20 protein-coding genes are annotated in these 24,201 nt (G+C 56.8%); 17 read left to right on the top strand and 3 right to left on the bottom strand.

Features of this window, described 5'->3' with window-relative positions:
• The first annotated feature begins 142 nt into the window (after positions 1 to 142).
• The 7 genes from H7850_RS11765 to H7850_RS11735 all read left to right on the top strand — a co-directional run bounded on the left by H7850_RS11765 (position 143) and on the right by H7850_RS11735 (position 9,052).
• The gene (locus tag H7850_RS11765; RefSeq protein ID WP_227369732.1) at positions 143 to 835 is read left to right on the top strand and encodes an alpha-hydroxy acid oxidase; all 693 of its coding nucleotides are present in this window, start codon (positions 143 to 145) and stop codon (positions 833 to 835) included.
• Between the two features lie 16 nt (positions 836 to 851).
• Positions 852 to 1,646: a transporter substrate-binding domain-containing protein gene (locus H7850_RS11760; protein WP_227369731.1), complete on the top strand. Its 795-nt coding sequence runs from the start codon at positions 852 to 854 to the stop codon at positions 1,644 to 1,646.
• A gap of 346 nt (positions 1,647 to 1,992) precedes the next feature.
• Positions 1,993 to 3,864 (top strand): ABC transporter ATP-binding protein, encoded by a 1,872-nt coding sequence (locus H7850_RS11755; protein WP_227369730.1) that lies wholly within the window; start codon positions 1,993 to 1,995, stop codon positions 3,862 to 3,864.
• A 46-nt stretch (positions 3,865 to 3,910) separates the two neighbouring features.
• Complete coding sequence (locus tag H7850_RS11750; protein WP_227369729.1) at positions 3,911 to 5,440, top strand: ABC transporter substrate-binding protein; 1,530 nt, start codon at positions 3,911 to 3,913, stop codon at positions 5,438 to 5,440.
• 63 nt (positions 5,441 to 5,503) lie between these two features.
• Positions 5,504 to 6,427 (top strand): ABC transporter permease, encoded by a 924-nt coding sequence (locus H7850_RS11745; RefSeq protein WP_227369728.1) that lies wholly within the window; start codon positions 5,504 to 5,506, stop codon positions 6,425 to 6,427.
• Between the two features lie 2 nt (positions 6,428 to 6,429).
• Positions 6,430 to 7,284, top strand: a complete 855-nt coding sequence (locus tag H7850_RS11740) for an ABC transporter permease (protein WP_227369727.1) — start codon at positions 6,430 to 6,432, stop codon at positions 7,282 to 7,284.
• A gap of 10 nt (positions 7,285 to 7,294) precedes the next feature.
• Entirely contained in the window at positions 7,295 to 9,052 is a 1,758-nt protein-coding gene (locus H7850_RS11735) for a peptidase M14 (RefSeq protein ID WP_227369726.1), read from the top strand.
• Between the two features lie 65 nt (positions 9,053 to 9,117).
• Here the strand turns inward: H7850_RS11735 and H7850_RS11730 are convergent, their stop codons facing one another.
• Positions 9,118 to 10,053: a 4-hydroxyproline epimerase gene (locus H7850_RS11730; RefSeq protein ID WP_227369725.1), complete on the bottom strand. Its 936-nt coding sequence runs from the start codon at positions 10,051 to 10,053 to the stop codon at positions 9,118 to 9,120.
• Positions 10,054 to 10,179: 126 nt separating this feature from the next.
• Here H7850_RS11730 and H7850_RS11725 point away from each other — a divergent pair, with 126 nt between their 5' ends.
• From H7850_RS11725 to H7850_RS11710, 4 genes are all read left to right on the top strand, one after another.
• Positions 10,180 to 11,511, top strand: a complete 1,332-nt coding sequence (locus H7850_RS11725) for an NAD(P)/FAD-dependent oxidoreductase (protein ID WP_227369724.1) — start codon at positions 10,180 to 10,182, stop codon at positions 11,509 to 11,511.
• Between the two features lie 100 nt (positions 11,512 to 11,611).
• Positions 11,612 to 13,045 carry a Na+/H+ antiporter NhaC gene (gene nhaC, locus H7850_RS11720; RefSeq protein WP_227369723.1) on the top strand — a complete coding sequence of 478 codons (1,434 nt, stop codon included), beginning with the start codon at positions 11,612 to 11,614 and terminating at the stop codon, positions 13,043 to 13,045.
• Positions 13,046 to 13,088: 43 nt separating this feature from the next.
• Positions 13,089 to 13,967, top strand: coding sequence for a 4-hydroxy-tetrahydrodipicolinate synthase (gene dapA / locus H7850_RS11715; RefSeq protein WP_227369722.1), 879 nt, complete (start codon positions 13,089 to 13,091; stop codon positions 13,965 to 13,967).
• Between the two features lie 21 nt (positions 13,968 to 13,988).
• Positions 13,989 to 15,482 carry an aldehyde dehydrogenase gene (locus H7850_RS11710; protein ID WP_227369721.1) on the top strand — a complete coding sequence of 498 codons (1,494 nt, stop codon included), beginning with the start codon at positions 13,989 to 13,991 and terminating at the stop codon, positions 15,480 to 15,482.
• 115 nt (positions 15,483 to 15,597) lie between these two features.
• Here the strand turns inward: H7850_RS11710 and H7850_RS11705 are convergent, their stop codons facing one another.
• Positions 15,598 to 16,281, bottom strand: a complete 684-nt coding sequence (locus H7850_RS11705) for a GntR family transcriptional regulator (RefSeq protein ID WP_227369720.1) — start codon at positions 16,279 to 16,281, stop codon at positions 15,598 to 15,600.
• A 242-nt stretch (positions 16,282 to 16,523) separates the two neighbouring features.
• Positions 16,524 to 17,255 carry a FadR/GntR family transcriptional regulator gene (locus tag H7850_RS11700; RefSeq protein ID WP_227369719.1) on the bottom strand — a complete coding sequence of 244 codons (732 nt, stop codon included), beginning with the start codon at positions 17,253 to 17,255 and terminating at the stop codon, positions 16,524 to 16,526.
• Between the two features lie 246 nt (positions 17,256 to 17,501).
• On the opposite strand from H7850_RS11700, the gene H7850_RS11695 reads away from it, so the two are divergent.
• The 6 genes from H7850_RS11695 (at position 17,502) to H7850_RS11670 (ending at position 24,192) form a co-directional block, all read left to right on the top strand.
• The gene (locus tag H7850_RS11695; RefSeq protein WP_227369718.1) at positions 17,502 to 18,500 is read left to right on the top strand and encodes an asparaginase; all 999 of its coding nucleotides are present in this window, start codon (positions 17,502 to 17,504) and stop codon (positions 18,498 to 18,500) included.
• Between the two features lie 70 nt (positions 18,501 to 18,570).
• Positions 18,571 to 19,572 (top strand): TRAP transporter substrate-binding protein, encoded by a 1,002-nt coding sequence (locus H7850_RS11690; protein ID WP_227369717.1) that lies wholly within the window; start codon positions 18,571 to 18,573, stop codon positions 19,570 to 19,572.
• A 3-nt stretch (positions 19,573 to 19,575) separates the two neighbouring features.
• A complete protein-coding gene (locus H7850_RS11685) occupies positions 19,576 to 20,097 on the top strand; it encodes a TRAP transporter small permease (RefSeq protein WP_227369716.1) in 522 nt (173 codons plus the stop codon).
• A gap of 43 nt (positions 20,098 to 20,140) precedes the next feature.
• Complete coding sequence (locus H7850_RS11680) at positions 20,141 to 21,418, top strand: TRAP transporter large permease (protein ID WP_227369715.1); 1,278 nt, start codon at positions 20,141 to 20,143, stop codon at positions 21,416 to 21,418.
• A 9-nt stretch (positions 21,419 to 21,427) separates the two neighbouring features.
• On the top strand, positions 21,428 to 22,681 hold the full coding sequence (locus tag H7850_RS11675) for a M20 family metallo-hydrolase (RefSeq protein WP_227369714.1): 1,254 nt from the start codon (positions 21,428 to 21,430) through the stop codon (positions 22,679 to 22,681).
• A 110-nt stretch (positions 22,682 to 22,791) separates the two neighbouring features.
• Positions 22,792 to 24,192: an amidase gene (locus H7850_RS11670; protein ID WP_227369713.1), complete on the top strand. Its 1,401-nt coding sequence runs from the start codon at positions 22,792 to 22,794 to the stop codon at positions 24,190 to 24,192.
• Positions 24,193 to 24,201: the final 9 nt, after the last annotated feature.

Here is a 24,201-nt window from a genome sequence, read left to right as displayed (position 1 = left end):
GGTAACAGGATATGTGACTTGTGCAGGAAGACGCACTAAACCTCTTCATAGATGAAACCAGTAGAGGCATGCTGGCGGACAGGTCAATTTTGGAGTGCTGCATGCGCAGGAAGCGGGGGGGTACATTCCTTAAGGCTAATGTGTGGTATCGCAGTGTCGTGTAACCATCCCCGAAAATCATCGGCGAGCAGGCTTTTCGTCACCGCTTCGTCCCAGCCTGCGTCTGGCCTGGGACGGCCTGGTGCGATCGCGCTGGCTATTCGGGACCTTCCTGCGGACATTGTGGCGTCATGGTGTACCGCACTTCGAGAATAACGCCGCGACTCGCGGCGTACCGGTACTTGCGAAGAACGTCAACCGGGATTTCTCGGGCCGCCGACATCTCGATTGGTCGACCCTAGAGCGGGTTCGGGCGCGATGGAAAGGAGTGCTGGTGGTAAAGGGTATCCTGCACCCTGAGGATGCGCGGCGTGCTGTAAGCGCGGGCGCAGACGGCTTGATAGTCTCCAATCACGGCGGCCGTCAGCTCGATGCCACCGTGGCGCCGCTGACCATGCTGCCCGAGGTGCTTGAGGCGATTGAGGGGGCCGTGCCAGTGATGATCGACGGCAGCTTCCGCCGCGGCAGCCAAGTGCTTAAGGCTCTGTCGTTGGGGGGCAGCTTCGTGTTTCTTGGTCGCCCCTTTAATTATGCGGCCAGCATTGCTGGCGAAGCCGGTGTGGAGAAGGCCGTTTCGTTGCTTGGCGCGGAAATAGAGCGCAATATGGCGCTGCTTGGCGTGACGTGTGTGGTGGATTTGACTACGAATCTGTTACGAAGACATTATCTCCAATAACAAGCCGGGTGCCTCAATGAAATTCACTACTTCGTTTATCGTAAAGCTTGGCGGTCTTGCAACGGTCATTAGCTTATTCTCAGCTAGCCAAGTGCTGGCCCAAGAGCCTCTCAAGCTGGCTGTGGATGTGCCGTTCGAACCCTTTGAATACAAATTATCGGACGGCACGCTGACCGGTTTCGAGATCGAGCTCGGCGATGAGGTTTGCAAGCGTATTCAACGCGATTGCGAGTGGATCGTGCAGGCCTGGGACGGCATGATCCCGGGGTTATTATCGCGCAAGTACGATGTCATCATGTCCTCGATGGCCATCACACCGGAGCGTCGCCAGCGTTTGCTGTTCTCCGAACCCTATTACAGCAATCCCAGCGTCTGGGTGGCTGCCAAGGGTAGCACCTTGAATGCCAAGGATCGCGACAGTCTGAAGGGGCTCAGCGTAGGTGTGCAGCGTGGCACTATTCGGGATCGCTATATTACCGATACCTATGGTAATCTGATGGATGTGCGACGCTACGCGACCGGTGAGGATCTGGCGCTGGATATAGCCAGTGGACGTCTCGACACCGCCTTCATGTACTATCCGCTGGCTATTTCGAGTCTCAATATCAATCAGGATGACAGCCAGGTCATGCGCATCTCGGAGCTTATCCGCGAACCGAAGGAGTATTTCGGTTACGGTGTTGCTGCCGCCTTCAGGCCACGTGACAAGGAGCTTGCTGAGCAATTCAACGAGGCCCTTCGCGAGATCAAGAACGACGGCACCTACGACACGCTGATGCACAAGTATGTTGATTACGACATCAAGATATGAGCATGCAGTGACGCCCCAGCAGCTTCATATCTATCCTTGGTGCCTTAAGATAATTATGAAACACAACATGCATTTTCGTGTGGTTATCTAGCTTACTGGCTGAAGAACAGCCGCAGGGCAGTGCGCCTTGGCGGATGCGAGTGATTTCTCGATACGCGGCTATTCAGCTCTCTGTGTGGTATAAAGTTCGCGCTCGAATGCTCTATAACTATCGTTTCATTCAGAAGGTCTTACGTCAAAGGGTCAGATTGTTGCAATGAAACGACGGCAGTAAGAGTGCCCCGACTTGATTCTGGAATTGCATAATCAATAACGAGCCTGAGACAAACAGGGGGCATGGCAGCTTGTGACGACAACACCATTACTATCGGTTCACTCCTTGAGCGTGAATTTCGGCTCTAATTGTGTCGTGAAAGACCTGAGTTTCGATGTTTTTCCCGGCAAGACTACAGCGGTCGTCGGTGAGTCCGGTTCTGGAAAATCGATGACCTCCTTGGCCATTATGCGCCTGGTGGAGTACCTGAACGCCGAGATCACCGGTGGTTCGATATTCTTTCACAATGACGCCAATGACGGCTCGCAAACGCAAGACCTGACCCAACTTTCAGACAAGGCTATGCGCAAGATTCGTGGCAAGGATATCGCCATGATCTTCCAGGAGCCGATGACCTCTCTGGATCCTGTCTACACCATCGGCGATCAGATCACCGAAGTGCTGCTGTTGCATGAAAAACACACCCAGGTCTCGGCTCGGACCGAAGCGGTAAAGCTGCTGAAGCTCGTGCGCCTGGCCGATGCCGAGGCCTTGTTAAAACGTTATCCTCACCAATTATCCGGCGGCATGCGACAACGGGTGATGATCGCCATGGCCCTGGCATGCAAACCCAAGGTGCTAATAGCGGATGAACCCACCACTGCGCTGGATGTGACTATCCAGGCGCAGATTCTCACCATCATGCGCGATCTACAGCAGGAGCTGGGCATGGCGATCGTCTTCATCACCCACGACATGGGCGTGGTGGCAGAGATGGCTGACCAGGTGGTGGTCATGCGTGATGGCCAAAAGGTCGAGGAAGCCCCGGTAGAAGAGATATTCGCCCGCCCCCGGCATCCCTATACTCAGACATTGCTCGCGGCGGTGCCCAAGCTTGGCAGCATGCAGGGTGAAAGCTTGCCGCGCATGGTTCCGCTGATCGTGCTGGATGGCGACGCGACAAGCACCCTCGGCGAAAGCTGGCCGCAGGATACGGCAAGAACTGATGAAGCCCCCGTCGTGGAAGTGGAAAATCTGGTGACGCGTTTCGACATTCGCAAGGGGGTCCTCGGGGGCGTCAGCCATCGCGTGCATGCGGTAGAAAACGTCAGTTTCAATATCTTTCCCGGTGAAACCCTGGCGCTCGTAGGCGAGTCGGGCTCGGGCAAGTCGACGATCGGTCGCACGATTCAGCAGCTGCAGGCGAGTACCAGCGGCACGATACGCTTTGGTGGCAAAGCGGTGGCCTCGATGTCGCGGGCGGAGAAGATGCGTCTGCGCCAGGAGGTTCAGTATATCTTCCAGGATCCGTTTGCCTCTCTGGATCCGCGCAAGACGGCTGGTTTCTCGATTGCCGAGCCCATCCGCACGCATGGCTTGTTGCGCGGCGCCAAGGCGATTCGTCAGCGCGTCGATCAGTTGTTGGAGCGTGTCGGCCTGAGTGCCGATCAGGCCGAGCGTTACCCACATGAATTTTCCGGCGGTCAGCGCCAACGCATCTGTATTGCCCGCGCCTTGGCGTCCAAGCCTAAGTTGATCATCGCCGATGAGGCATTGTCAGCACTGGATGTCTCGATCCAGGCGCAGATCATCTATCTGTTGATGGAGTTGCAGCAAGAGGAAGGCCTGGCCTATCTGTTCATTAGCCATGACATGGCGGTGGTGGAGAAGATGAGCCATCGCGTCGCGGTATTGCACCTTGGGCAGATCGTCGAGTTAGGCGAGCGTCAGGCGGTCTTCGATTCTCCCCACCACTCTTACACCCGAAAGCTATTGAGTGCCGTGCCGGTGGCCGACCCAACCCAGCGGCGGCAGCGCACATTGATGCAGGGCGATATTCTCAGTCCCATTCGCAAGGTGGGCGATGAGCCGGTTCATCTACCGCTGGTAAACGTTGGCGCCGGTCATTTTGCGATCGAGGAGCCTGAAGAGAAGAGCGCGGCTGCAGCGCGGCTTGCGTCCTGAGTGCTCTCTTTACAAGATTCGCTTTACAAAAAAGGAGTCACACCCCATGAAAAGAACGCAGACCGTATTCAACAGTGTGATCGCTGGCACGGCATTGAGTGTAGCGCTTTCCGTTTCCGCGCAGGCTGGATCTCTGACTGTCGCCTCGCCCCAGGACCCGGGCAGTTGGGATCCGATCGATACCTTCCTGGTCAACTGGGCCTCGGTGGCAACCAACGTTTTCGATGGCCTGACCTATCGTGGCCCCGACCTGAAACTGGTGCCTGGCCTTGCCACACGGTGGGAGGAGTTCGACGATGGCACGCGTATTCGTTTCACCCTGCGCGAAGGCGTCACCTTTCATAACGGCGAGGCGTTCAATGCTGAGGCGGTGAAATTTACCTTCGAACGTCTACTGGGCGATGAAGGCGCCCAAGGGCCGCAGCGCTCCAACTATACAGCCATCGAAAGGGTGGAAGTGATCGACCACTACACGGTCGATTTTCACCTGAATGAACCGGACCCGGTACTATTGACCAAGCTGGCCGGTTACGGCGCCATGATCGTGCCGCCGAAGTATCTAAAAGAGCAGGGCGACGACTATTTCAATACGCATCCGGTGGGTACCGGACCCTTCAAGGTGGTGGAATATAATCCGCGCGAGAACGTGCAGTTGGAAGCGTACGAAGAGCATTGGGGCGGTGCGCCGAAGCTCGATGAGGTGACGTATCGGTTCATTTCCGAGCCGGCCACGGCGGTGGCGGAACTGCAGGCGGGGCGCGTGGATATTGTCATTCCTCCCACCATTCCCATCGGTATGATCAAGACGATCAATAACCACGACGGGGCAAGCGTCGTTAGCGTACCCTCTCCGACGGTGGAGGCTCTGCGCTTCAACACCCAGTCCGGCATCACCACCGATGAGCAAGTGCGCAAAGCCTTGATTATGGCCGTGGATCGCCAGGCTATCATCGACTCCATCCTGGCCGGGGAGGGCGAGATGATTGCCAGTTTCCAGAGCGCCCAGTCCTTCGGTAATGATCCCGCGATGGAGCCGATCCCGTACGATCCGCAGCGTGCCCGCCAACTCCTGGATGAAGCCGGCCTCAAGTCGGGCACCAGAGTGCAAATCGATGTTCGCGGCAACGACGCCACCTTCGGTGAAGTTGCCCAGGTGGTAGCCTCTTACCTGCAAGGTGTGGGCATCACTGCCTCTATTCAGCCCTACGAAACCAATGTGCTGCTCAATGACATCATCCCGGCGGGACGTACCGGGGAGATGTTCCAGCAGAAATGGGGCGGCTGGACGTTCGATTTCGACAACACTGCTTACCTGATGTACCACACCGGCGAACGCTGGAACCCTTATGACAGCGACGAAAAACTCGACGAAATGCTTGAGACCCAGCGCAGCATCACCGATCAGGACGAGCGTGAGGAACTGCTGCAGGCAATCGCCCGCTATACCCAGGATCGTGCCCTGGAAATGCCGCTCTACAGCATCAACGCCCTGTATGGCGTACGTGATCGGGTACAGAACTTCGAACCGGCTCCGGATAACCGCATGCGTCTGACCGACGTGGATGTCGCCGACTGACCGAGATGCTGCCCGGCCTCTTGTGAGAGAGGCCGGGCAGGGCCCAAATCATAAGGGATTACTGTGGCAAAGTTCCTTTTGTATCGAATATTGCAAGCCGTCTTCGTGGTGATTGCGGTCACTTTGATTGTGTCGTTTGCGATCCGCTTGACCGGTGACCCCGCAGTCATGCTGGCGCAGGGGGCAGGCAGTATCACGGAAGCGGATCTGGAAAAGATTCGTGAAGCCTTGGGATTGAATCAATCCTTTCTGGGGCAATACCTCGATTTCCTGCGCGGCCTGCTGGTAGGGGATTTCGGGCGCAGTTTCATGGGGGGGACACCGGTCAGCGATCTGATCGGCCGCGCCCTGCCTGCGACTCTCGCGCTGGCGTTTGCCTCGTTGTTCGTCTCCATTGCGGTGTCGATTCCGTTGGGAATCAAGGCGGCGGTGTCCCGCGGGAAATGGCCGGATCAGATGATCCGAATCTTTTCCCTGGTAGGGCTCTCGTTCCCCAATTTCTGGCTGGCCATCATGCTGGTGCTGCTGTTTTCCATCACCTTCAATCTGTTGCCACCCAGCGGCATGGAAGGATTCGCCAGCTTCATCATGCCGGCCGCCACCATGGGCATCATTCTTACCGCCACCAATGTGCGTCTCGTGCGTACCACCATGCTGGATACGCTGCGCTCGCAGTACATCATGGTGACGCGGGCGAAAGGTCTCTCCAACACGGTGGTGCTCTACAAGCATGCCCTTCGTAACTGCTCCATCCCGTTGATCACCTATTTCGGCTTGCAATTCGGCGGGCTGCTGGGCGGCATCGTCGTGGTAGAGCGCGTATTTAACTGGCCGGGTTTGGGCACGCTGGCCTTCGAAGCAGTGGCGGCGCGCGATTATCCGGTCTTGCAGGGGGTCATCACCGTGCTTTCGTTATTGATTATCTCCATCAACCTCATCGTTGATATCGCTTATGGCCTGGTCGACCCCAGAGTGCGCAAGGAATAACCATGACGACGGCTATCAAGACCGACAAGCTGAAACGCTTCAAGAATCTCGAGTTTATCCTGGGCGTCCTGCTTGTCGGGGGCATTGGCCTGGCGGTGATCTTTTCGGGCTGGTTGTTTCCCGGCGGCGGCACGGCGCTCGATTTGTCCCTGCGCTTGACACCACCCCTGGTGGAGCCCGGCTATCCACTGGGCACAGACCCACTCGGCAGAGACGTGCTTGCCCGGGTGGTCGTGGGCGGTGAGATTTCACTCAAGGTGGGGGTGTATTCTGCGCTCGGCGCGGTGATCATCGGCACCATTATGGGCCTGGTTTCCGGTTACTATGGTGGCTTCCTGGATATCATCGTGATGCGCTTTGCCGATGTGCAGCTCGCGCTCCCCTTCATCCTGTTGGCGATCACCTTCATTGCGGTGATCGGCGGGGGGTTGACCAACATGATCATCCTGCTGATCATTTCTCAGTGGGTGCAGTACGCCCGCTTGGTCAGGGGGTCGGTACTGTCGCTACGGGATCAGGAGTTCATTCTCTCCGCGAAAGCCATCGGGGTGAAAGATGTTCGCATCCTGTTTCAGCATTTGCTGCCGAACCTGATTGGTCCGGTGATCGTCCTGATGACCCTGAATGTGGCCAACAATATCCTCCTGGAAAGCAGCTTGACCTTCCTGGGGCTTGGCGTGGACCCGGTGATTCCCAGTTGGGGCGGCATGCTGGCGGAAGGGCGCACCTACCTGCAAACAGCGTGGTGGGTCAGTGTCTTTCCCGGCTTGGCCATACTATTGACCGTATTGGGACTGAATTTGCTCGGTGACTGGTTGCGCGATGCCCTTGATCCCACTGGACGTACTTCGCTATGAGCACTTATCCATGACCTCCCCCAAGACCGGCACGTTGTTCGAACGTTTCTTTTCACGCACCACTCGGGTCCTGCTGGAGGAATACGCCACGCCGGCGTACCAGGGCTATCAGTTGGAGGCGTGGGTGTTTGACGATGAGGCCGAGCGCCGGGCCACGCAGGCGGCTTTCAAGGCTGCCGGGATTTCCGCGCGACTGCGCAGCGCCTACAAGCCTCTGGTGCATTTCTTCCTAGAAGAGTTCTCCTGGGAGTCGCTGCAATCGCTGGTGATCGAATATCCTTTACTGGAAGATTCGCCCCGACGCTTCCTACTGGAAGCCTACCCGCTTGCGGCCATGCTGCCGCAAGACGTGACGCTACGCTGGGAGAGCGTCGAAGCCATCTCTGCCACCCCGGCACGCTATGGGATTCAGGTACAGCGCACTTCGAGTGGCCGAGAAATGTATACGGTAGAGGCGCCGAATCGTCATCACCAGGATCATGTCGGGGAAACGCAATACTCGCCCTGTGGCTGGCTGAGGCTGATCTCCCCTCAGGGTGAGGTGACCGAAACGGCCATCGAGACCGATTACGAAGCGCTGTTCCAGGCCGCCATGACGGCGCTGTCGTCAACTCGCTGGCAGGCGGCGCCATCTTATTTCGAAGAACTCAACTTCACCGTGCATCTGCCCTGCGGCGACCGCCAGTTGGCGTGGGACGATGAATATCTGAGCCTCGCCGAGGCGCTGCACGAGGAGCTTTATTTCTCCACTCTGGAGTATTTCCAGCGCCATGCCGGCTTGGCGCTAGGGGATCGCAGGAGTCAGCCCGGGCAGATTGTGCCGGAAGTGCTGACCCAAGGAGACGTTCCCTATTTGAGCGTCAGCTTGCGGCCATTGGATACAACTCAGCCTCGGCGTTCGGCTGTGACACTGGAAACCGCCCAGCAGGCGGTAGGAGAGGAGCAGATCACCCAGCTGTTGGGCGAGCTCGGGGGGCAGGTGTTGCAAACGACCACCCGGGCAGGCAGATCGGTGGAGGCTCGTTACCGGAAAGGAAGCGATCGCGCCGTGATGATCAGCGCCGGCCAGCACGCCAACGAAACCTCCGGCGTCGTGGGGGCGTTGCGCGCCGCCCGGCAGCTAAGCCGTCAGTCCCAAGCACATTTCGTGATCTCACCGCTGGAGAACCCGGATGGTTATGCGCTGCAAGGTCGGCTGGTGGCTACTCAGCCGCGCCATATGCACCATGCGGCACGCTATACCGCCTTCGGCAATGACTTGCAGAACCAATCGCTAGGGGGGCATTTCGAGCATGCCATTCGCGAGCAGGCACTCGCCGTCAGCGGTGCCGGGCTGCATATCAATCTGCATGGCTACCCGGCACATGAATGGACGCGCCCCTTGAACGGCTATGTGCCGCGCGGTTTTGACATGTGGACGATCCCCAAGGGGTTCTTCCTCATTCTGCGCTATCAGCCCGGCTGGGAAGGCGCGGCCAGATCATTGATCGACGCCGTGATCCAGGACCTGACCCAGGTGCCCGGGCTGGTCGAGTTCAACGCCACCCAGATCGCGCTGTTCGAAACCCATGCCGGCGACCTGGCGTTTCCGGTCTTGAATGGTTTCCCCTACCTGATGATGGAAGACGCACAGCAACTCACCCCGCTGATGCTGATAACCGAATACCCCGATGAGACCTTGTCTGGAAACGCCTTCGTCAAGGCGCATAACGCTCAGGAGGCGACGGTGATCAGTGCCTACAACGCCTTTCAATCCCTATCACTCTGATAACACTGCTTGTTTTCCGGGGGTTCGTCAGGTTTAAAGGAGTATTCCACCGAAGACAGCTAAGCTCATGAGGCGGTAATTCCCCAGGCAAAAGGATCGTTCTCATCTACGAGTAGCGTTGTATCAGCGCTTAAGTAAGCGCGGCCCCGTATGTACGGACGAATAGCGTCGTCTACTATCTCGTAATGCGCCTCGAACACACTCCCAGTGATACTCGCCTGACGCCAGGTTTGCTTCGGCGCTAGCTTTTCGTCGCCAGCCAGGCAGGCTAATTTGGCACAGGTGCCGGTGCCGCAGGGAGAGCGGTCATATTCTTTGCCCGGGCAAAGTACGAAGTTCCGGCTATCGGCGCTCGGGTCGTCGGCAAATAATTCGATATGATCAATTATTCCGCCGTCCTTACCGGTGATGTTGTTCTCTTCCAGCGTTTGACGCACAAGCCACGTGTACTCAGTCAATGCCTCGACATTATCGAAGGTGATGCGCTGGCCATGATCACTGACCAAGAAGAACCAGTTGCCGCCCCAGGCAATATCACCGTGAATTCGCCCATGCCCGGGGATGTCGAGAGGGACGCTCTGGCGATAGCGATACGCCAAGACATTGCGAAAGCTGACATCACCGTCGTCATGTAGCGTCGCTTCCACTTGGCCAACCGGGGTATCGATTAGATGCTTGCCTGCGTTGATGCGGCCCAAGTGCGCTAGTGAGGCGACCACACCGATAGTGCCATGGCCGCACATACCCAAATAGCCAGTGTTGTTAAAGAAAATGATGCCGCAGGCGGCTTCCGGCGTAACCGGCTCGCAGAGCAGCGCGCCAACCAGAACATCATGACCCCTAGGTTCTAGCATGCAGGCTTTGCGCCAATGATCATGCTCACTGCGCAAGATATCCAAGCGCTCACGCATGCTGCCTTTCCCCAGCACTGGAAACCCTTCAAGGACTAGACGCGTTGGCTCTCCGCCAGTATGCGAATCAATGATTTTGATCTGTTTCATAGCAGGTTCTCCGATTGTTTTGATTAATGGCCCTGTCGCATTAGACCTTCGTCTTCAATACTTGAAAGCGTAGATTATATATTTTATACAATCAATACTGTTTTCAGCGATGACGGGAGCGCGACCATGACTGCTAGCACGTCTACATCTGCTGCATCTTCAACCAACAGGGACGAGGCCGTACCCGATGCCGATATCGTCGTCATCGGAGCAGGGGTTGTGGGTGTCGCTTGTGCGCTTGAACTAAGCAGGCGGGGTCGCAAGGTGCTGGTCATCGATCGCGAATCACCGGGCATGGGTGCATCGTTCGGGAATGCCGGCCATATGGCAACGGAGCAGGTCTTCCCGGTCGCCGATGCCTCACTGCTGTGGCGTATTCCAGGCATGCTGATGGATTCAACGGGGCCGCTACGATTGGACTGGCGCTATCTACCTAAAGCCGCTCCCTGGTTCATGCGCCTTATGTGGAACATGCGCGCCGAACCCGCACGTCGAGCCACGGCGGGACTTCGAACCTTGAATGAAGCCAGTCTTGCCGCTTGGCAAAGCCTTCTGAACGACATTGGCCAGGCCCGACTGCTCAAAACAGATGGCTCGCTATTGGTGCACGAAAAGCCGGATACCGCCGAAGAGCTTGAGGGCGTCGCCAAACGCATGCAGGCCCAAGGCGTCCCGGTCGAACGCTTTCCTCGCGACAAGGTGCTGGCAACGGCTCCTGAGCTTACCGAGGCCATACAGGGAGCGCTGTTCTTCCCGGATACCGCTCATGTGACAAATCCATATCGACTCGTGGAAGCATTGGCTCGCGCCGCCGAGCAGCACGGGGCTCGGTTTGTGCAGGGCGACGTGAAGACAGGGCGCGTCCGTGATGACGGCGTTCATTTGGAAACCAGCACGGGCAGTGTTACGGCGTCCCGAGTACTGGTGGCATGCGGCGCTCATTCAGCACCGTTGGTTGCAGCCTTGAGCGGGTTGCGGGTGCCGCTGGATACCGAGCGTGGCTATCACCTGATGCTGCCTCGGGAGCCACATCGCTTACCCATGGCGGTTACCTCGCTAGAACGTCGTTTCATCATGACGCCGATGGAGAAGGGATTGCGCTTGGCTGGCACAGTGGAGTTCGCCGGTCTTAAGCGTGCACCCAACATGGAACGCGCCTGGCAACTAGAGCGTCTTGCCCAGGGGATGTTTCGTCGTCCGCTGGATAGCAAGGGTGCAACGCCCTGGATGGGATTTCGGCCTTCGCTGCCGGACTCTCTGCCAGTCATCGATCAAGTCGGCCCCGGGAAGCGGCTCTGGCTGGCCTTCGGTCATCATCATCTCGGGCTGACCCAGGCAGCGGTCACGGCCCGTCTTGTGGGGAGTTTCTTAAACGAAGGGAGTACAGCCAACAGTTCGAAACCAACTGCGCGAGCATTACCGTCGCTTGAGCCTTACCGACTTTTACGTTTTGCCTGATGACGTATCGGTGATGACCGGCAAACCAACGGTCATCGGACAACTCAACGCGCAACAACAGCATCGGTACAACAACAAATGCAAACGAGCGGAGTAACTCATGACTGAACAACAAATTGCAAAGACACGCTTGCCGACCGTCAAGGAAGTAGTAGGAGTCATGGTGGGCTTCATCGCCATCATGTTTCTATACATCAACGTCTTCGAACTACCTATACAGTTGGCGCTATTCACCGCCTGGTTTTTGGTGATAGGGCTGGGGCTAATGCTGAAGTTTTCCTACGCGGCGATGCAACAAGGGTTGATCGATGGCATCCATAATGGCATGGAAGCCGTATTGGTACTGACGACAGTCGGCGCGCTGATCGGTACCTGGATCGCTGGGGGGATCGTGCCCAGCATCATCTACTATGGCTTGTCGGTGATGAGCCCGCAGGTATTCCTGTTCGCGGCCTTCGTCATCTGTGCCGTCACCTCGCTGTCTACCGGAACTTCCTTCGGCACGGCAGGCACCGCCGGGGTGGCCATGATGGGTATAGGACACAGTTTTGGCATTCCTTTGCCACTGGTTGCTGGTGCGGTGATCTCCGGCGCCTATGTGGGAGACAAGATGTCGCCGCTTTCCGATACCACCGTCATGACCGCATCGCTGTGCCGCGTCAATCTCATTGATCACATTCGCTCAATGCTGTGGGTCAGTGGCCCGGCAGCGCTGATCGCGGCGATCCTGTTTTTGGTGGTCGGCTTTTTCTACGTTGGTGAAAGTGTTGATACCCAGCGGGCACAGATGGCCATGGAGGCGCTGAATGGTCACTTCACCATCAATGGCTGGCTGCTATTGCCGGCGGTGATCGTCATCGGTTTACTGACGCAGCGTTACCCGGCGATTCCAGTGATCACTTTTGGAGCACTGATGGGAAGCGTTTGCGCCTGGTTGGCTCAAGACGTTTCGCCGATCGATGCGGTGCGAACCGCCTATGTAGGCAACGCCATGCAATCGGACGTGGACTTTCTCAATACCCTGCTCAACCGGGGCGGTATCGAGTCGATGCTCAGCGTGGTTGTGTTGATCCTCTTCGCGCTGGGACTGGGTGGTCTGATGGAGCGTATCGGTGTACTGCAAACCATCAGTAATAGCTTCTTGCGTTGGGCCAACAATCCCGGCCGTCTCACTGTGTCCACCATGCTGAGTGCGTTTTTCGGTAACTTCTTCGGTGGTGCGGCCTATGTCTCCGTGATCACCGGCAGCACCATCACCGAGAAAAACTACGATAAGCAAGGGATCGAACGTCGCGTGCTGTCTCGCAATGTTGAGGCAGGTGGGACTATCACGACGCCCATGGTGCCCTGGACTGACGGCGGCGTATTCATGGCAACGACGCTTGGTGTCTCGACACTCACTTATCTGCCGTTTCTCTGGTACCACATGCTAGTGCTGGTTATTTCAGTGGTCTATGGCTACGCCAATATCGCCATCTGGCGTACCTCGTCTCCCCATTTCAATGCTCCGGCTGCGGCAACGGCTCACTCGTGAGCAATCCTTTTTACTCTGAAACTTCATCAAAAGGAGATTCATTATGAAACTTGACGGCATTATCGTTCCTATCGTCACCCCCTTTGGTGCCGACGGCGGTGTGGATTTGGATGTCTTGCGCACCCTGGTTGGTAAATTTTTGGATGCCGGTGCCGGCGGTATCGTTGCCTGCGGTACCACGGGTGAATACTACGCCCTCAATGAAACTGAGCGTGACAGCGTGCTGCGCACGGTGCGCGAAGCGCTTGGCGATCGGGCGCTGCCGATCGCCGGGATCAATTCTTTGTCAACCGCTGAAGCTGTTGTGCGGGCCAGCCAGGCCGAGGAGCTGGATTATCAGGTGTTGATGCTGGCACCGCCCGCCTATGCGCTGCCTACTCAGGATGAAATCGTGGCCCACTACGAAGAGGTGGCGGCCAACACGAAGCTGCCCATTATCCTTTACAACTTTCCTGCGCGCACGGCAGTGAATATTGAAGTAGAGACGGTAAGACGCCTGGCCAAGATGCCGCAGATCATCGGTATTAAAGAAAGCAGCGGTGACTTCAGTCGCGCCATTGAATTGATGCAACTGACCGATGATGGCTTTCAGGTGGTGTGTGGCTCCGACGATCAGGCCGCCGATTACCTGTTCTGGGGCGTTCGCTCCTGGATCAGCGGTGGTGCCAACGTTTTCCCGGCCGAGCAGGCGCAAATGCTCAAGGCCGCTGAACAGGGTGATTGGGATCGAGTACGCACAATCATGCTCGCCATGTTACCGGCAATTCAGGATATGGAAGGCGGTGACTACAACCAGAAGGCCAAGCTGGGCTGTGCACGCCATGGCGTCGATGTGGGCCCAGTTCGCGCACCATTACGTCCGGTAAGTGACGCCGATGCTCAGGTGTTTATAGATGCTTTGAAGGGCGTCGATCAACAGTGAGACAGTGACAGGAGAGATAGAATGAGCACGCAGCCATTAAGCGTCGAAGACGTTTTTGCCAAGGCACGTGAAGGCAAGCTCTGGGCGGGCCATCTCGTCCCGGGGCTGACCGAGAATCGGAATGACAGCTTCGCTACCCTGGCCCCGCATGACAAAAGTGAGATCGGTAGAGTTGCCAAGGGAAATTCGGGAATCATCGATCACGCTGTAAAGCAGGCTCGTGAGGGTTTCAATAGCGGTGTTTGGTCGAAGCTTGCACCGGCTGAGCGCAAGCAGATTATGCAACGCTGGATCGCACTGCTTGAGCATCACGCAGAAGAGCTTGCTGCGCTGGACTGTATCGATGGCGGTAAACCGATTACAGAATGTCGTGAAACGGATATCCCCGAAACACTGAACACCTTGCACTGGTATGCCGAGGCAGTCGACAAGATATTCGGCAAGGTCGCGCCCACTGGCGGTGATGCTGTAGGGCTGATCATCAAGGAACCCATGGGTGTTGTCGGTGCCGTATTGCCCTGGAACTTCCCGGCACAGATGTTTGCTTGGAAAGTGGGCCCCGCGCTGGCAGCCGGAAACTCGGTCATCGTCAAGCCTGCCGAGCAGACTTCCATGAGCGCTTATCGCATGGCTCAGCTGGCTTACCAAGCAGGGATACCCGAGACCGCCTTGTTGGTGGTGACGGGATATGGCGAAGATACTGGCCAGCCCATGGGACTTCACAACGATGTGGACGTAGTGTCATTTACCGGCTCCACAGAAGTGGGGCGCAAGTTTCTGGAGTACTCCGCGCGCAGCAATCTCAAAGAGATCGTATTGGAATGTGGAGGTAAAAGCCCGCAGGTGGTGTTTGCAGATTTGCACGACATCGACGTGGTGGTCGATGACATACTCAACGCCGCTTTCTGGAATATGGGTGAGAACTGTAGTTGCGGCTCTCGGCTAATTGTTGAGAGCAGTATCAAGGACGAACTATTGTCCAAGTTGGCAGAAGGCCTAAAGAAGTGGAAGGTGGGGGATCCTACCGATCCCGAGACTCATATCGGACCGATGGTCGAGCAGGTCCACTTCGAGAAAGTGCGGGGCTTCATTGAATCTGCGAAGGAAGAAGGCGCCAAGGCAATCGTTGGTGGGCAAACCCTAGATGAAGGAAGCGGGTGGTTTGTCGAGCCTACTATCTATGATTTGGTGACCCCCGAGATGCGGCTGTTCCGCGAAGAGGTATTCGGACCACTGCTTGCAGTAACGACGTTCGAGACCGAAGAGGAGGCATTGTCGTTGGCCAACGATACGGTCTATGGCCTGGCCGCGTCTCTTTATACCTCTGATGTGCGTCGCGCTCAGCGCATGGCGAGCGGGATTCGCGCGGGCACGGTATCGGTCAATGGCTTTGCTGAGGGTGACATCACCACGCCCTTTGGTGGCTACAAGCTCTCGGGATTCGGTGGTCGTGATAACGGACTTGAGGCCTTCGATCAATATATGCAGACCAAGACAATCTGGTATGTGAATTGAGCTGATATCCGGCTGATTGGACTCATCGAGTATAGGCAGAAGAGCCCGCCGCCGACCAGGTATGTCGCCGCTGTTATTTAGAGGGAAGCAGCGGCGTTTATTGAGCATTCAGCCGTCAAACGGTCTCAGGACGCTCTTTCTTCACCCGTCCTTGGCTTTCCAAAAGTGAGACGATGCTCTCGCAGGCGTCGAGGATATGCTGACGTAGCAGAGCGCAAGCCTCATCGACGTTACTCTCGCGGGAAAGTTCCAGCAGCGCATGATGTTCGCTTTCCGCCTTCTTGATCGCCTGAGTGTAAAGAAGCTGCATGCGAATATAGCGATCGGAGCGGGTATTGAGCTGAGTAACCAGATTCATGGCTTCAGGAAGATTAGCCGGAGCATACAGGGTCTTATGAAAGGCGAAATTATACTCGCTCCAGTTGTCGATCTGACTGCCACTATCTAGTGCCGCGTCGTACTCAAGCAAAATAGCTTCGGCGCTATCCAGCGTCTCAAGGGTCATGTTGGGCAGTGCGTGTTGGAGAAGATGCGTCTCAAGCAGCACTCGCAAGTCAAAAAGCTCACGAATCATCGCTACCGAAAGCTCGGTCGTGAATGCGCCTCGATGCGCGTGAAACACAACCAATCCTTCAGATTCCAGGGTCAGTAGTGCCTCACGCACGGGGATGCGACTAACTTCGTAGTCACTGGCGAGAGCGTCTTGACGTAGCTGCGTACCGCCTTTGAACTCGCCGCTAAGGATGCGGTGTCGAAGATTATCGGCGACCAGTTGCGCGCGTGTCTTGTAAGGGGGCATAGCATGAACTCTGAAACCTAAAGATATACATTATACAATTTCCGATCTGAAGTAATAAGCTCTTGTAATCAAATTTAATTCTGGCGTGCATTCTCGGCGGTCTCAAGTTCCAAGCACAACACTAGTGAAGTGTTTCAGGTCGGGTGACGGATTTCCCGGTAAGGCGCGATGAACCCCCGCGGCATCAAGCGACTTGTAGAGGGCTTCATGCAGCATCCCATGCACTGACTTTTTCATCGCAATCAGTCTCGATAGGTGAGGTCGGTCTCCCAGCTTTTGGCGCTTTCTTCGATCGCCGCGTGTACTCCCGGGATGTCGTTCATCTTGAATGCCGCGTAGATAGCCTTGTGATCCTTGAGGGCTGTTTCCGGCAAAATCTGCATTGAAGTTTCAAGGGCCGCTTCGATCAGCTGCAGCAAGGTTTCTCCGACACGAATCGTCATCGGGTTGTGAGTGGTGTGCAGAATAGCCCGGTGAAAGGCAATATCGTGGTGTGAGGTCTGTTCGCCATTGACGATCGCGGCTTCCATGTCGTCGAGGCTCTGGCGGATCCGGATATGGTCATCGGCGGTTGCCTTGATCATGGCCTGTTGGGTGTAAGCCGGTTCAAACATGCGTCGAAACTCCAGCACGTCGCGGGTCATGCCCCGCGCCAGGATCATGCCGAACGCCATGGGATCGACCAATGGCTCTCCCGGTTCGCGTCGGATGATGGTGCCCTGGCCGCGACGCACCTCAACAATGCCGATAGCCTGCAACATTTTGATCGCTTCTCGCACGCTTGATTTGCCGATACCCAGGCTGTGAGTCAACTCGGTTTCCGAAGGCAGGTAGTCGCCGGGCATGAGCTCGCCGCGAATGAGGGCGGTCTTGATACGCTCCAGAATCTGGAAGGCAATAGAGCTGCGATCAATAGAGCCTCCGAAGCGTCCTGGTTCCTTGGGGGAAATGCCACGTTGGCGTTTGAGTGTCATTTCGAGTGTCTCGCATATTCATCATTTAACGTGAGCAGAGGCTTGCTGGCATGCGGAGCCCTGCCGTCTGCAGGCTTGGTTGAAGCTTATTAGACCTTTTGATTGCAGACGACACTTGCGTCTCAACAGAAAGTGAGTCTAGCATCAAACAAACGTCAGACATCAGATGTCTGACGCCATATTAAAAACACTCGGTAGAATAAATGACCGGTGCGCCGATAACGAATAGAACAACGGTGCCAGACAATGACAAGAAAACACGTCGTGTTACTGACGACAGGCGGTACGATCGCTAGCAAAACCAGTGAGGCAGGTCTTAATATCTCCGGCGCTTTGAGCGGCGATGTACTGTTCGAGCGTGTCGTTCTACCGCCCGAGTCAGACATAGAGGTCGAAGTTCGCTCGATCCTGCAAAAGCCTAGCAATGCCATTACCCAAGCGGACTTGATCGAGATTCAGCAGCTTTGCCAGCACTTAGCCAATGATCCCAACGTTGCCGGTATTGTCATTACCCATGGCACCGATACCCTTGAGGAAACCGCGCATTTCCTTGATATCACTCTCTCCTTCAAGCACTGCGCTCTGGTCGTGACCGGCTCCCAGCGTGCTCCCCATGAAGAAGGTACCGACGCCTTTCGTAACATTGCCAATGCCATCATCGTGGCTGCCCATCCTGCAATGCAGGGGTTGGGCGCCTTGGTGGTGTTCAACGAATCGATCTATGCCGCACGACACGTTCGCAAGATGAATACTTATCAGGTGAACGCCTTCGAGTCGCCTGGCTACGGAAAGCTGGGCTATGTCGATGGTCTGAGAGCGTGCCTGGTTCAAAGGCCCGTGAGAGCGAAGACGCTAGCCTTGGGTGAAAGTCTGCCACGGGTGGATATTCTGCCGGCCTACCTGGATGCCAGCAGTGACCTGATCGACGCTGCTGTTGATGGTGGTGCTCAAGGGCTAGTGCTTGAAGGTCTGGGAAGGGGGCATGTGCCCACCAGCTGGCTTGAGAGTATCGGTCGGGCCACCGGTAGAGGGCTGCCCGTGTTGATAACAAGTGCCTGTCATCAAGGGCCGGTTCATCGCAGTTATGAGTTCCCCGGCAGCCTCGCCAGCCTGGAGACGCAGGGGGCGTTTGCTGTCAGGGATCTCAGTGCACGTAAGGCGAGGTTGTCCCTCGCTGTCCTTCTTTCCACTCACTCAAATGAGGATATTTCGTCCCGACTGAAACAGCTGAATAACGATCCGTGATCCGAGCAACACCATGAGACATTTGAATGGCTATGATCCTGAAAACTACAACGACACAAAGGTACTTCACATGAACCATTTTCTCACCAAGCTTTCATTGGCCTCTGCTATTGCTGCTGTCTCCTTAGGGATGACCCAGGCACAGGCAGCTGAATACAACTTCACCTTTGCCCACGTGCTGATCGAGGAAACGCCCAATGGGCAGGCGGCGTTGAAATTCAAGGAAGAGGTCGAGGAGAAATCTGGCGGTCGCATCAGCATCGAGGTGTTACCGGCTGCTCAGGTCGGTGGTGACGTCGAGATCATCGAGCAGATTCAGATGGGATTGGTCGATATCGGCATCCCGCCAACCGCCACCCTGGGCAACTTCGAGCCGCGTACGCAGATTCTCGATCTACCCTTTTTGCTATCGGATTACGACACCATGGTCGAGGTGCTGGACGGCGAGGTAGGTCGTGAAATTCTCGATACCCTCGAAGACGACAACATGCACGGCGTTAACTTCTGGGGTGCCGGCTTCCGCCACATCAGCAACAACGTCCGCCCGATCGAAAAACCCGAAGACCTCGATGCAATTCGGATGCGCACCATGCAGGCACCCATCATCATCTCGACCTATGAAAACCTCGATGCCAATGCCACGGCGATGGCCTTCACCGAGGTCTACAACGGTTTACAGCAAGGTGTCGTCGAAGGCCAGGAGAACCCGCTGGCTAATATCTACACCATGCGCTTTTATGAAGTGCAGGACTATCTGTCCTTGACCAGCCATGCCTATCACGCCTACGCGGCGGTCGTTAACAAGAGTTCGTGGGAATCGCTGCCCGAAGACCTGCAACAAGTGATGATCGAGGCCTTTGATAACGGACGTGACACAGCGCGAGAGCTTACGCAGCAGGATGAAAAAAGGATTCTCGAAGAGATCCAGGATGAAATAGCGATCAACGAGATCACCGACGAGGCGCGTGAAGCCTTTGTCGAGGCCAGTATGCCGGTGCATGAGGAATATAAGGATATCGTCACCCCCGAACTTCTGCATAAGGTCTATGACGTAGTCGGTATCGAGTATTGATCCATGTTCGAAGCGCTCAATAAACTACTTGATCGCTTGGAAAGCGTAGCGATGGTCGCCTTCATGTCGATAGCGACCATCATTACCACCTTCCAGGTCGTCTATCGTTACGGTTTCAACAGCTCACTTTCCTGGGCCGAAGAGGTCGTAATCTACTCCATCGTCTGCATGAGTTTCGTGGGCGCAAGCATGGGGGTTCGCCATGGCGTTCACATCTCGGTGGATGTGCTCAATGCCTTTGCGCCTCCTTCGGTTAATCGCTGGTTGCATATCCTGACAGCGGTGTTGGGTATCCTTTTCGCCATTGCGATGGCCTATCTCGGCTTCCGGCTCTTCCTCAGCACTCTCGAACGCGGAATGTTGTCTCCTGCGTTACGCATTCCCATGGCCTGGGTCTATCTGCCCATCGGTCTGTCCGGGGTTCTGTTGATCGTTCGCTACTGTTGGGTCATCCATGAAGTCTGGCGAAAACCGCCTGTGAGCCTGGCCGAGGAGCTCGCCGCCGAGAAGGACAAACTGGTGTGAAGAGCAGTCGCCACAAAATACCCAACAATAACGAGGGAATCTCATGATCACGGCACTGCTGCCCATCTTCTTTGCGGTATTGCTGCTGGGGCTGCCGATCTTCGCGGCACTGGCTTTTTCCGTGATTCTGGCCATTCAGTTCTTCGGGGGTACCGACCCGATCATCGTGCCGATGCGCATGTTCTCGGGCATGAACAACTTCTCATTGATGGCCATTCCCTTCTTCATCCTGGCTGCCGAGCTGATGCGAATCGGTGGTTTGTCGGATCGCTTGATCGAGCTCGCCAAGGCCCTCGTCGGCTGGGTGCCCGGGGGCTTGTCGGCAGCCACCGTATTGTCGTGCCTCTTTTTCGGCTCCATTTCCGGCTCGAGCCCGGCTACGGTGGTGGCGATCGGAAGTATCATGTTCCCGGCGCTGGTGGCGGCCGGTTATGACAGGCGTTTCGCCATTGGCGTAATCGCCACGGCGGGCACGCTAGGCCCCATCGTACCGCCAAGCATCGCCTTGATTATCTATGGGTCGGTGACCGGCACCTCGGTCGGCAGGCTGTTCGCGGCCGGACTACTTCCCGCCATTCTGATTGCTTCGATCCTGATCGCCTACTGCATCGTCTTTTCCTCCTTCAAGGGCTATGCTCGCGCTCCCTTCCCATCGCTTCATCAGATTGGCGCTGCCTTCAAGTCGGCGGCCTGGGGCCTTGGGCTACCGTTTATTCTGCTGGGTGGCATCTATAGTGGCGTGTTTACTCCCACGGAGTCCGCGGCCGTGGCGTGTGTGTATGGCTTGTTCGTCGGCATGGTGGTGTATCGCAAGATCAATCTTAAAAACCTGACCAGCACATTGAGCAGCGCTGGCTTGATGTCGGCCTCCTTGTTATTGATCACGGCCGGCGCGTCGGCCTTTTCCTGGTTGCTGGCGATCACGGGGGCACCGACGCAATTGGCCAGCCAGGTATTGTCATTGACCGATGATCCCATCCAGGTCATGGCTCTGTTCAACGTAGTCATGATCATTGCGGGGTTTTTCCTCGATAGTGCCTCCGCAATCATCGTCTTGTCACCGCTGTTACAACCGATTGCTGCCCAGGTCGGCGTCGACTCCACACATTTCGGAGTCATCACTCTGATCAACTTCTCGGTGGGCATGATTACACCGCCGGTAGGACTTAACCTGTTTGTCGCCATGGCGATTTCGAAGATGTCGCTGCAAGAGGTATTCAGGGCGTGCTTGCCGCTGATTGGACTGATGCTGCTGTCGCTGGTGATCATCACCTATGTGCCATGGTTCAGCACCTACCTACCTTCGCTGATCTATCGTTGAGGAGGGTAAATGACCGAATCTAGACACTTGGGTGAATGTCTCGACGGCCAGCGCTTCTGGAATGACGTGCAGTCTCTCGCCAGTATTGGCGCTCTTCAGCCAAAAGGTATCCGAAGGCTGGCGTTGGATGACCAGGATAATCAGGCTCGCTTGTGGCTTGTCGAACAGGGGAGGGCATTGGGGTGCCAGGCTTACTACGACGCCATGGGCAATGTCTTTATTCGTCGAGAAGGAAAGGCCCCTGAGCTGGCGCCGCTGTTGGTTGGCAGTCATCTCGACAGCCAGCCCCAAGCCGGTATCCATGATGGTGCGCTGGGTGTGGTGGCGGGATTGGCTGTGCTCAGGACACTTCATGAACAAGGCATCGATCATCTTCGTCCGCTGGAAGTCGTGGCCTGGACCAACGAGGAGGGCGCCCGCTTCACGCCAGGGGCCTCAGGATCCTCCTGGTTCGCCGGCCAGCGCGATTACCATGCTATCGTCTCCACCCTCGACGGCAGCGGTATCCGCTTCGGTGACGCCCTTGATGATTGCCTTGAGCTGCTGAAAGAGCATGGACTTACCTATCGCCCCGAGCCTTTCATCCCTCACACCTTCCTGGAGCTGCATATCGAGCAGGGCCCGGTACTGGAAGCACTGAACAAACCGATCGGCGTGGTGAGCGGCATTCAGGGGGTGAACTGGTACGAGGTCGAGGTGGAAGGCCAGGCCAACCATGCCGGCACCACGCCGCGTCAGGTACGTCGTGATGCCTTCGACGGCGCCCATGAGTTCGTGTCAGCACTCAAGGCCACGGTGTTGGAACAGGACGACGATCTACGCTTCACTATCGGCAAGTTTTCTCTCTGGCCCGACTCGGTGAACACCATCGCCCAGCATGCCGCCTTTACTATCGATCTTCGTCATCCGACTCAGTCAGTGCTCGATACCCTTGATGCTAGGTTCCATGACCTGGCTAAACGGCAGTGGGCCGGCTGCGACACCTCACTCAAGGTCACTTCTCATGTGGCGCCGGTGGCGTTTCCTGAGCATCTGCTCGACGTGCTGCGTGACAGCGCCGGGCGGTATTGCCCTGGCACACCGGAGTTGGTCTCCGGAGCCTTTCATGACGCCATCCATCTTGCTCATGTTTGTCCTACCGCGATGCTGTTCACGCCTTGCCGCCAGGGGCTTAGTCATCATCCGGATGAGCATATAGAGCGCGAGGATGCAGAGGTCGCCGCGCGGGTGTTGGCAGATGCCGCGGCTTCGCTACTGGGATGAGAACGTCATGCAATTTTGCTCTTGCGTCAAGATAAGCCGTTAGCAACATGCACGGTGTCGTCGCAGACATCGAACCGATATTCGCCATTCGCTAAGGACTGGACTCAGCCATGTACGACTCCCCGATCTTTCTGCCACTGCGTGAGCAACATGCAAGGCTACGCAACGGTTCACTGAGTGCGACTCAGCTTGCTGAGTCGGCGGTCGCCCACTATGCGTCTCGCGGTGCGCAGGATCATGCTTACCTCACCTGGAACGGGGAGGCCGCGCTGCAAGCTGCCCGTGCTACCGATAGCGTGCTGGCCGTTGGCGGCGATACCGGCCCCTTGATGGGGTTGCCGGTCTCGATCAAGGATATCTTCGCTGTACCTGGCCTGCCCACCTACGCCGGCTCCTCACGCCGGTTGCCCGAATGTTGGGAGCAAGCTGGGCCCATGGTGACAGCTCTGCTACACCAGTTGCCCAGCGTGATGGGCAAGACACATACGGTGGAATTCGCCTTTGGCGGGTTGGGCACCAATCCGCACTGGGGTACACCGCGCAATCCTTGGGATAAGAACCACCATCGTACGCCGGGTGGTTCGAGTGCTGGCGCAGGCGTCTCACTGATGGGAGGCACCGCGAGTCTGGCCTTGGGCACCGATACCGCCGGCTCGGTACGCATTCCAGCTTCCATGACCGGCGTCGCCGGGCTCAAGACCACCGGAGGGCGCTGGCCGACTCGGCAGATCGTGCCGCTTTCTTCCACCCTGGACACGCCAGGGTTGCTTGCTCGCAGCGTCGACGACCTGGCCTTCGCTTTCGCTGCATTGGATCATGAGCTGAGCGGTGTTCGCACCGAGCGATCGAGTACGCCCGAGCTGGCCGATCTTACCTTCGGCGTCCCAGAACGCTTCTTCTGGGACAACTGCAGTCCAGGGATCGCCGAGGCGGTTCGCGAGGCGATCAACCAACTCGAGGCTGGCGGCGCCCGCATCGTCACCGTCGATCTGCCAGGCACCGACGAAGCCTATGCGCTGTTCCAGCAGGGTGGTCTGGCAGCGGCCGAGTTAGCCGCGTTTCTCAATACCGAAATGCCCGAGATGATCGACGCCCTTGACCCCAATGTGGCCGCTAGGATCAAGGCTGCCGATGACATGCCGGCCTGGGAGTATGTTCGCCGGCGCAACGTCATCGATTTACTCTCTGTCGCCGCTGCCGAGCGCCTGGCCGCTATCGATGCGCTGCTAACGCCGACGGTGGCCATCACACCGCCGACGCTAACAAGCCTGGAGCCTGAAGGGGCCTATGCCAAGGCCAACATGCACGCGCTGCGCAACACAGTAATGGGCAACTTCATGGGACTGTGCGGGCTGACATTGCCCGTGGGTAAGGACGCGGCCGGCATGCCGGTGGGCATGCAACTACTGGCAGGACCCTGGCAGGAGGCGAGACTGCTGGTCATTGGCCAAGCGATAGAAAACAAGCTTGGCAGAGGTCACGATATTCTTGGCGAGCCACCTGCCTGTTGAATGCAGCGA

It is taken from the genome of Halomonas sp. M20, from assembly GCF_020622265.1.
Lineage (GTDB): Bacteria > Pseudomonadota > Gammaproteobacteria > Pseudomonadales > Halomonadaceae > Modicisalibacter.
This window is presented reverse-complemented; position numbering and strand designations above follow the sequence as displayed.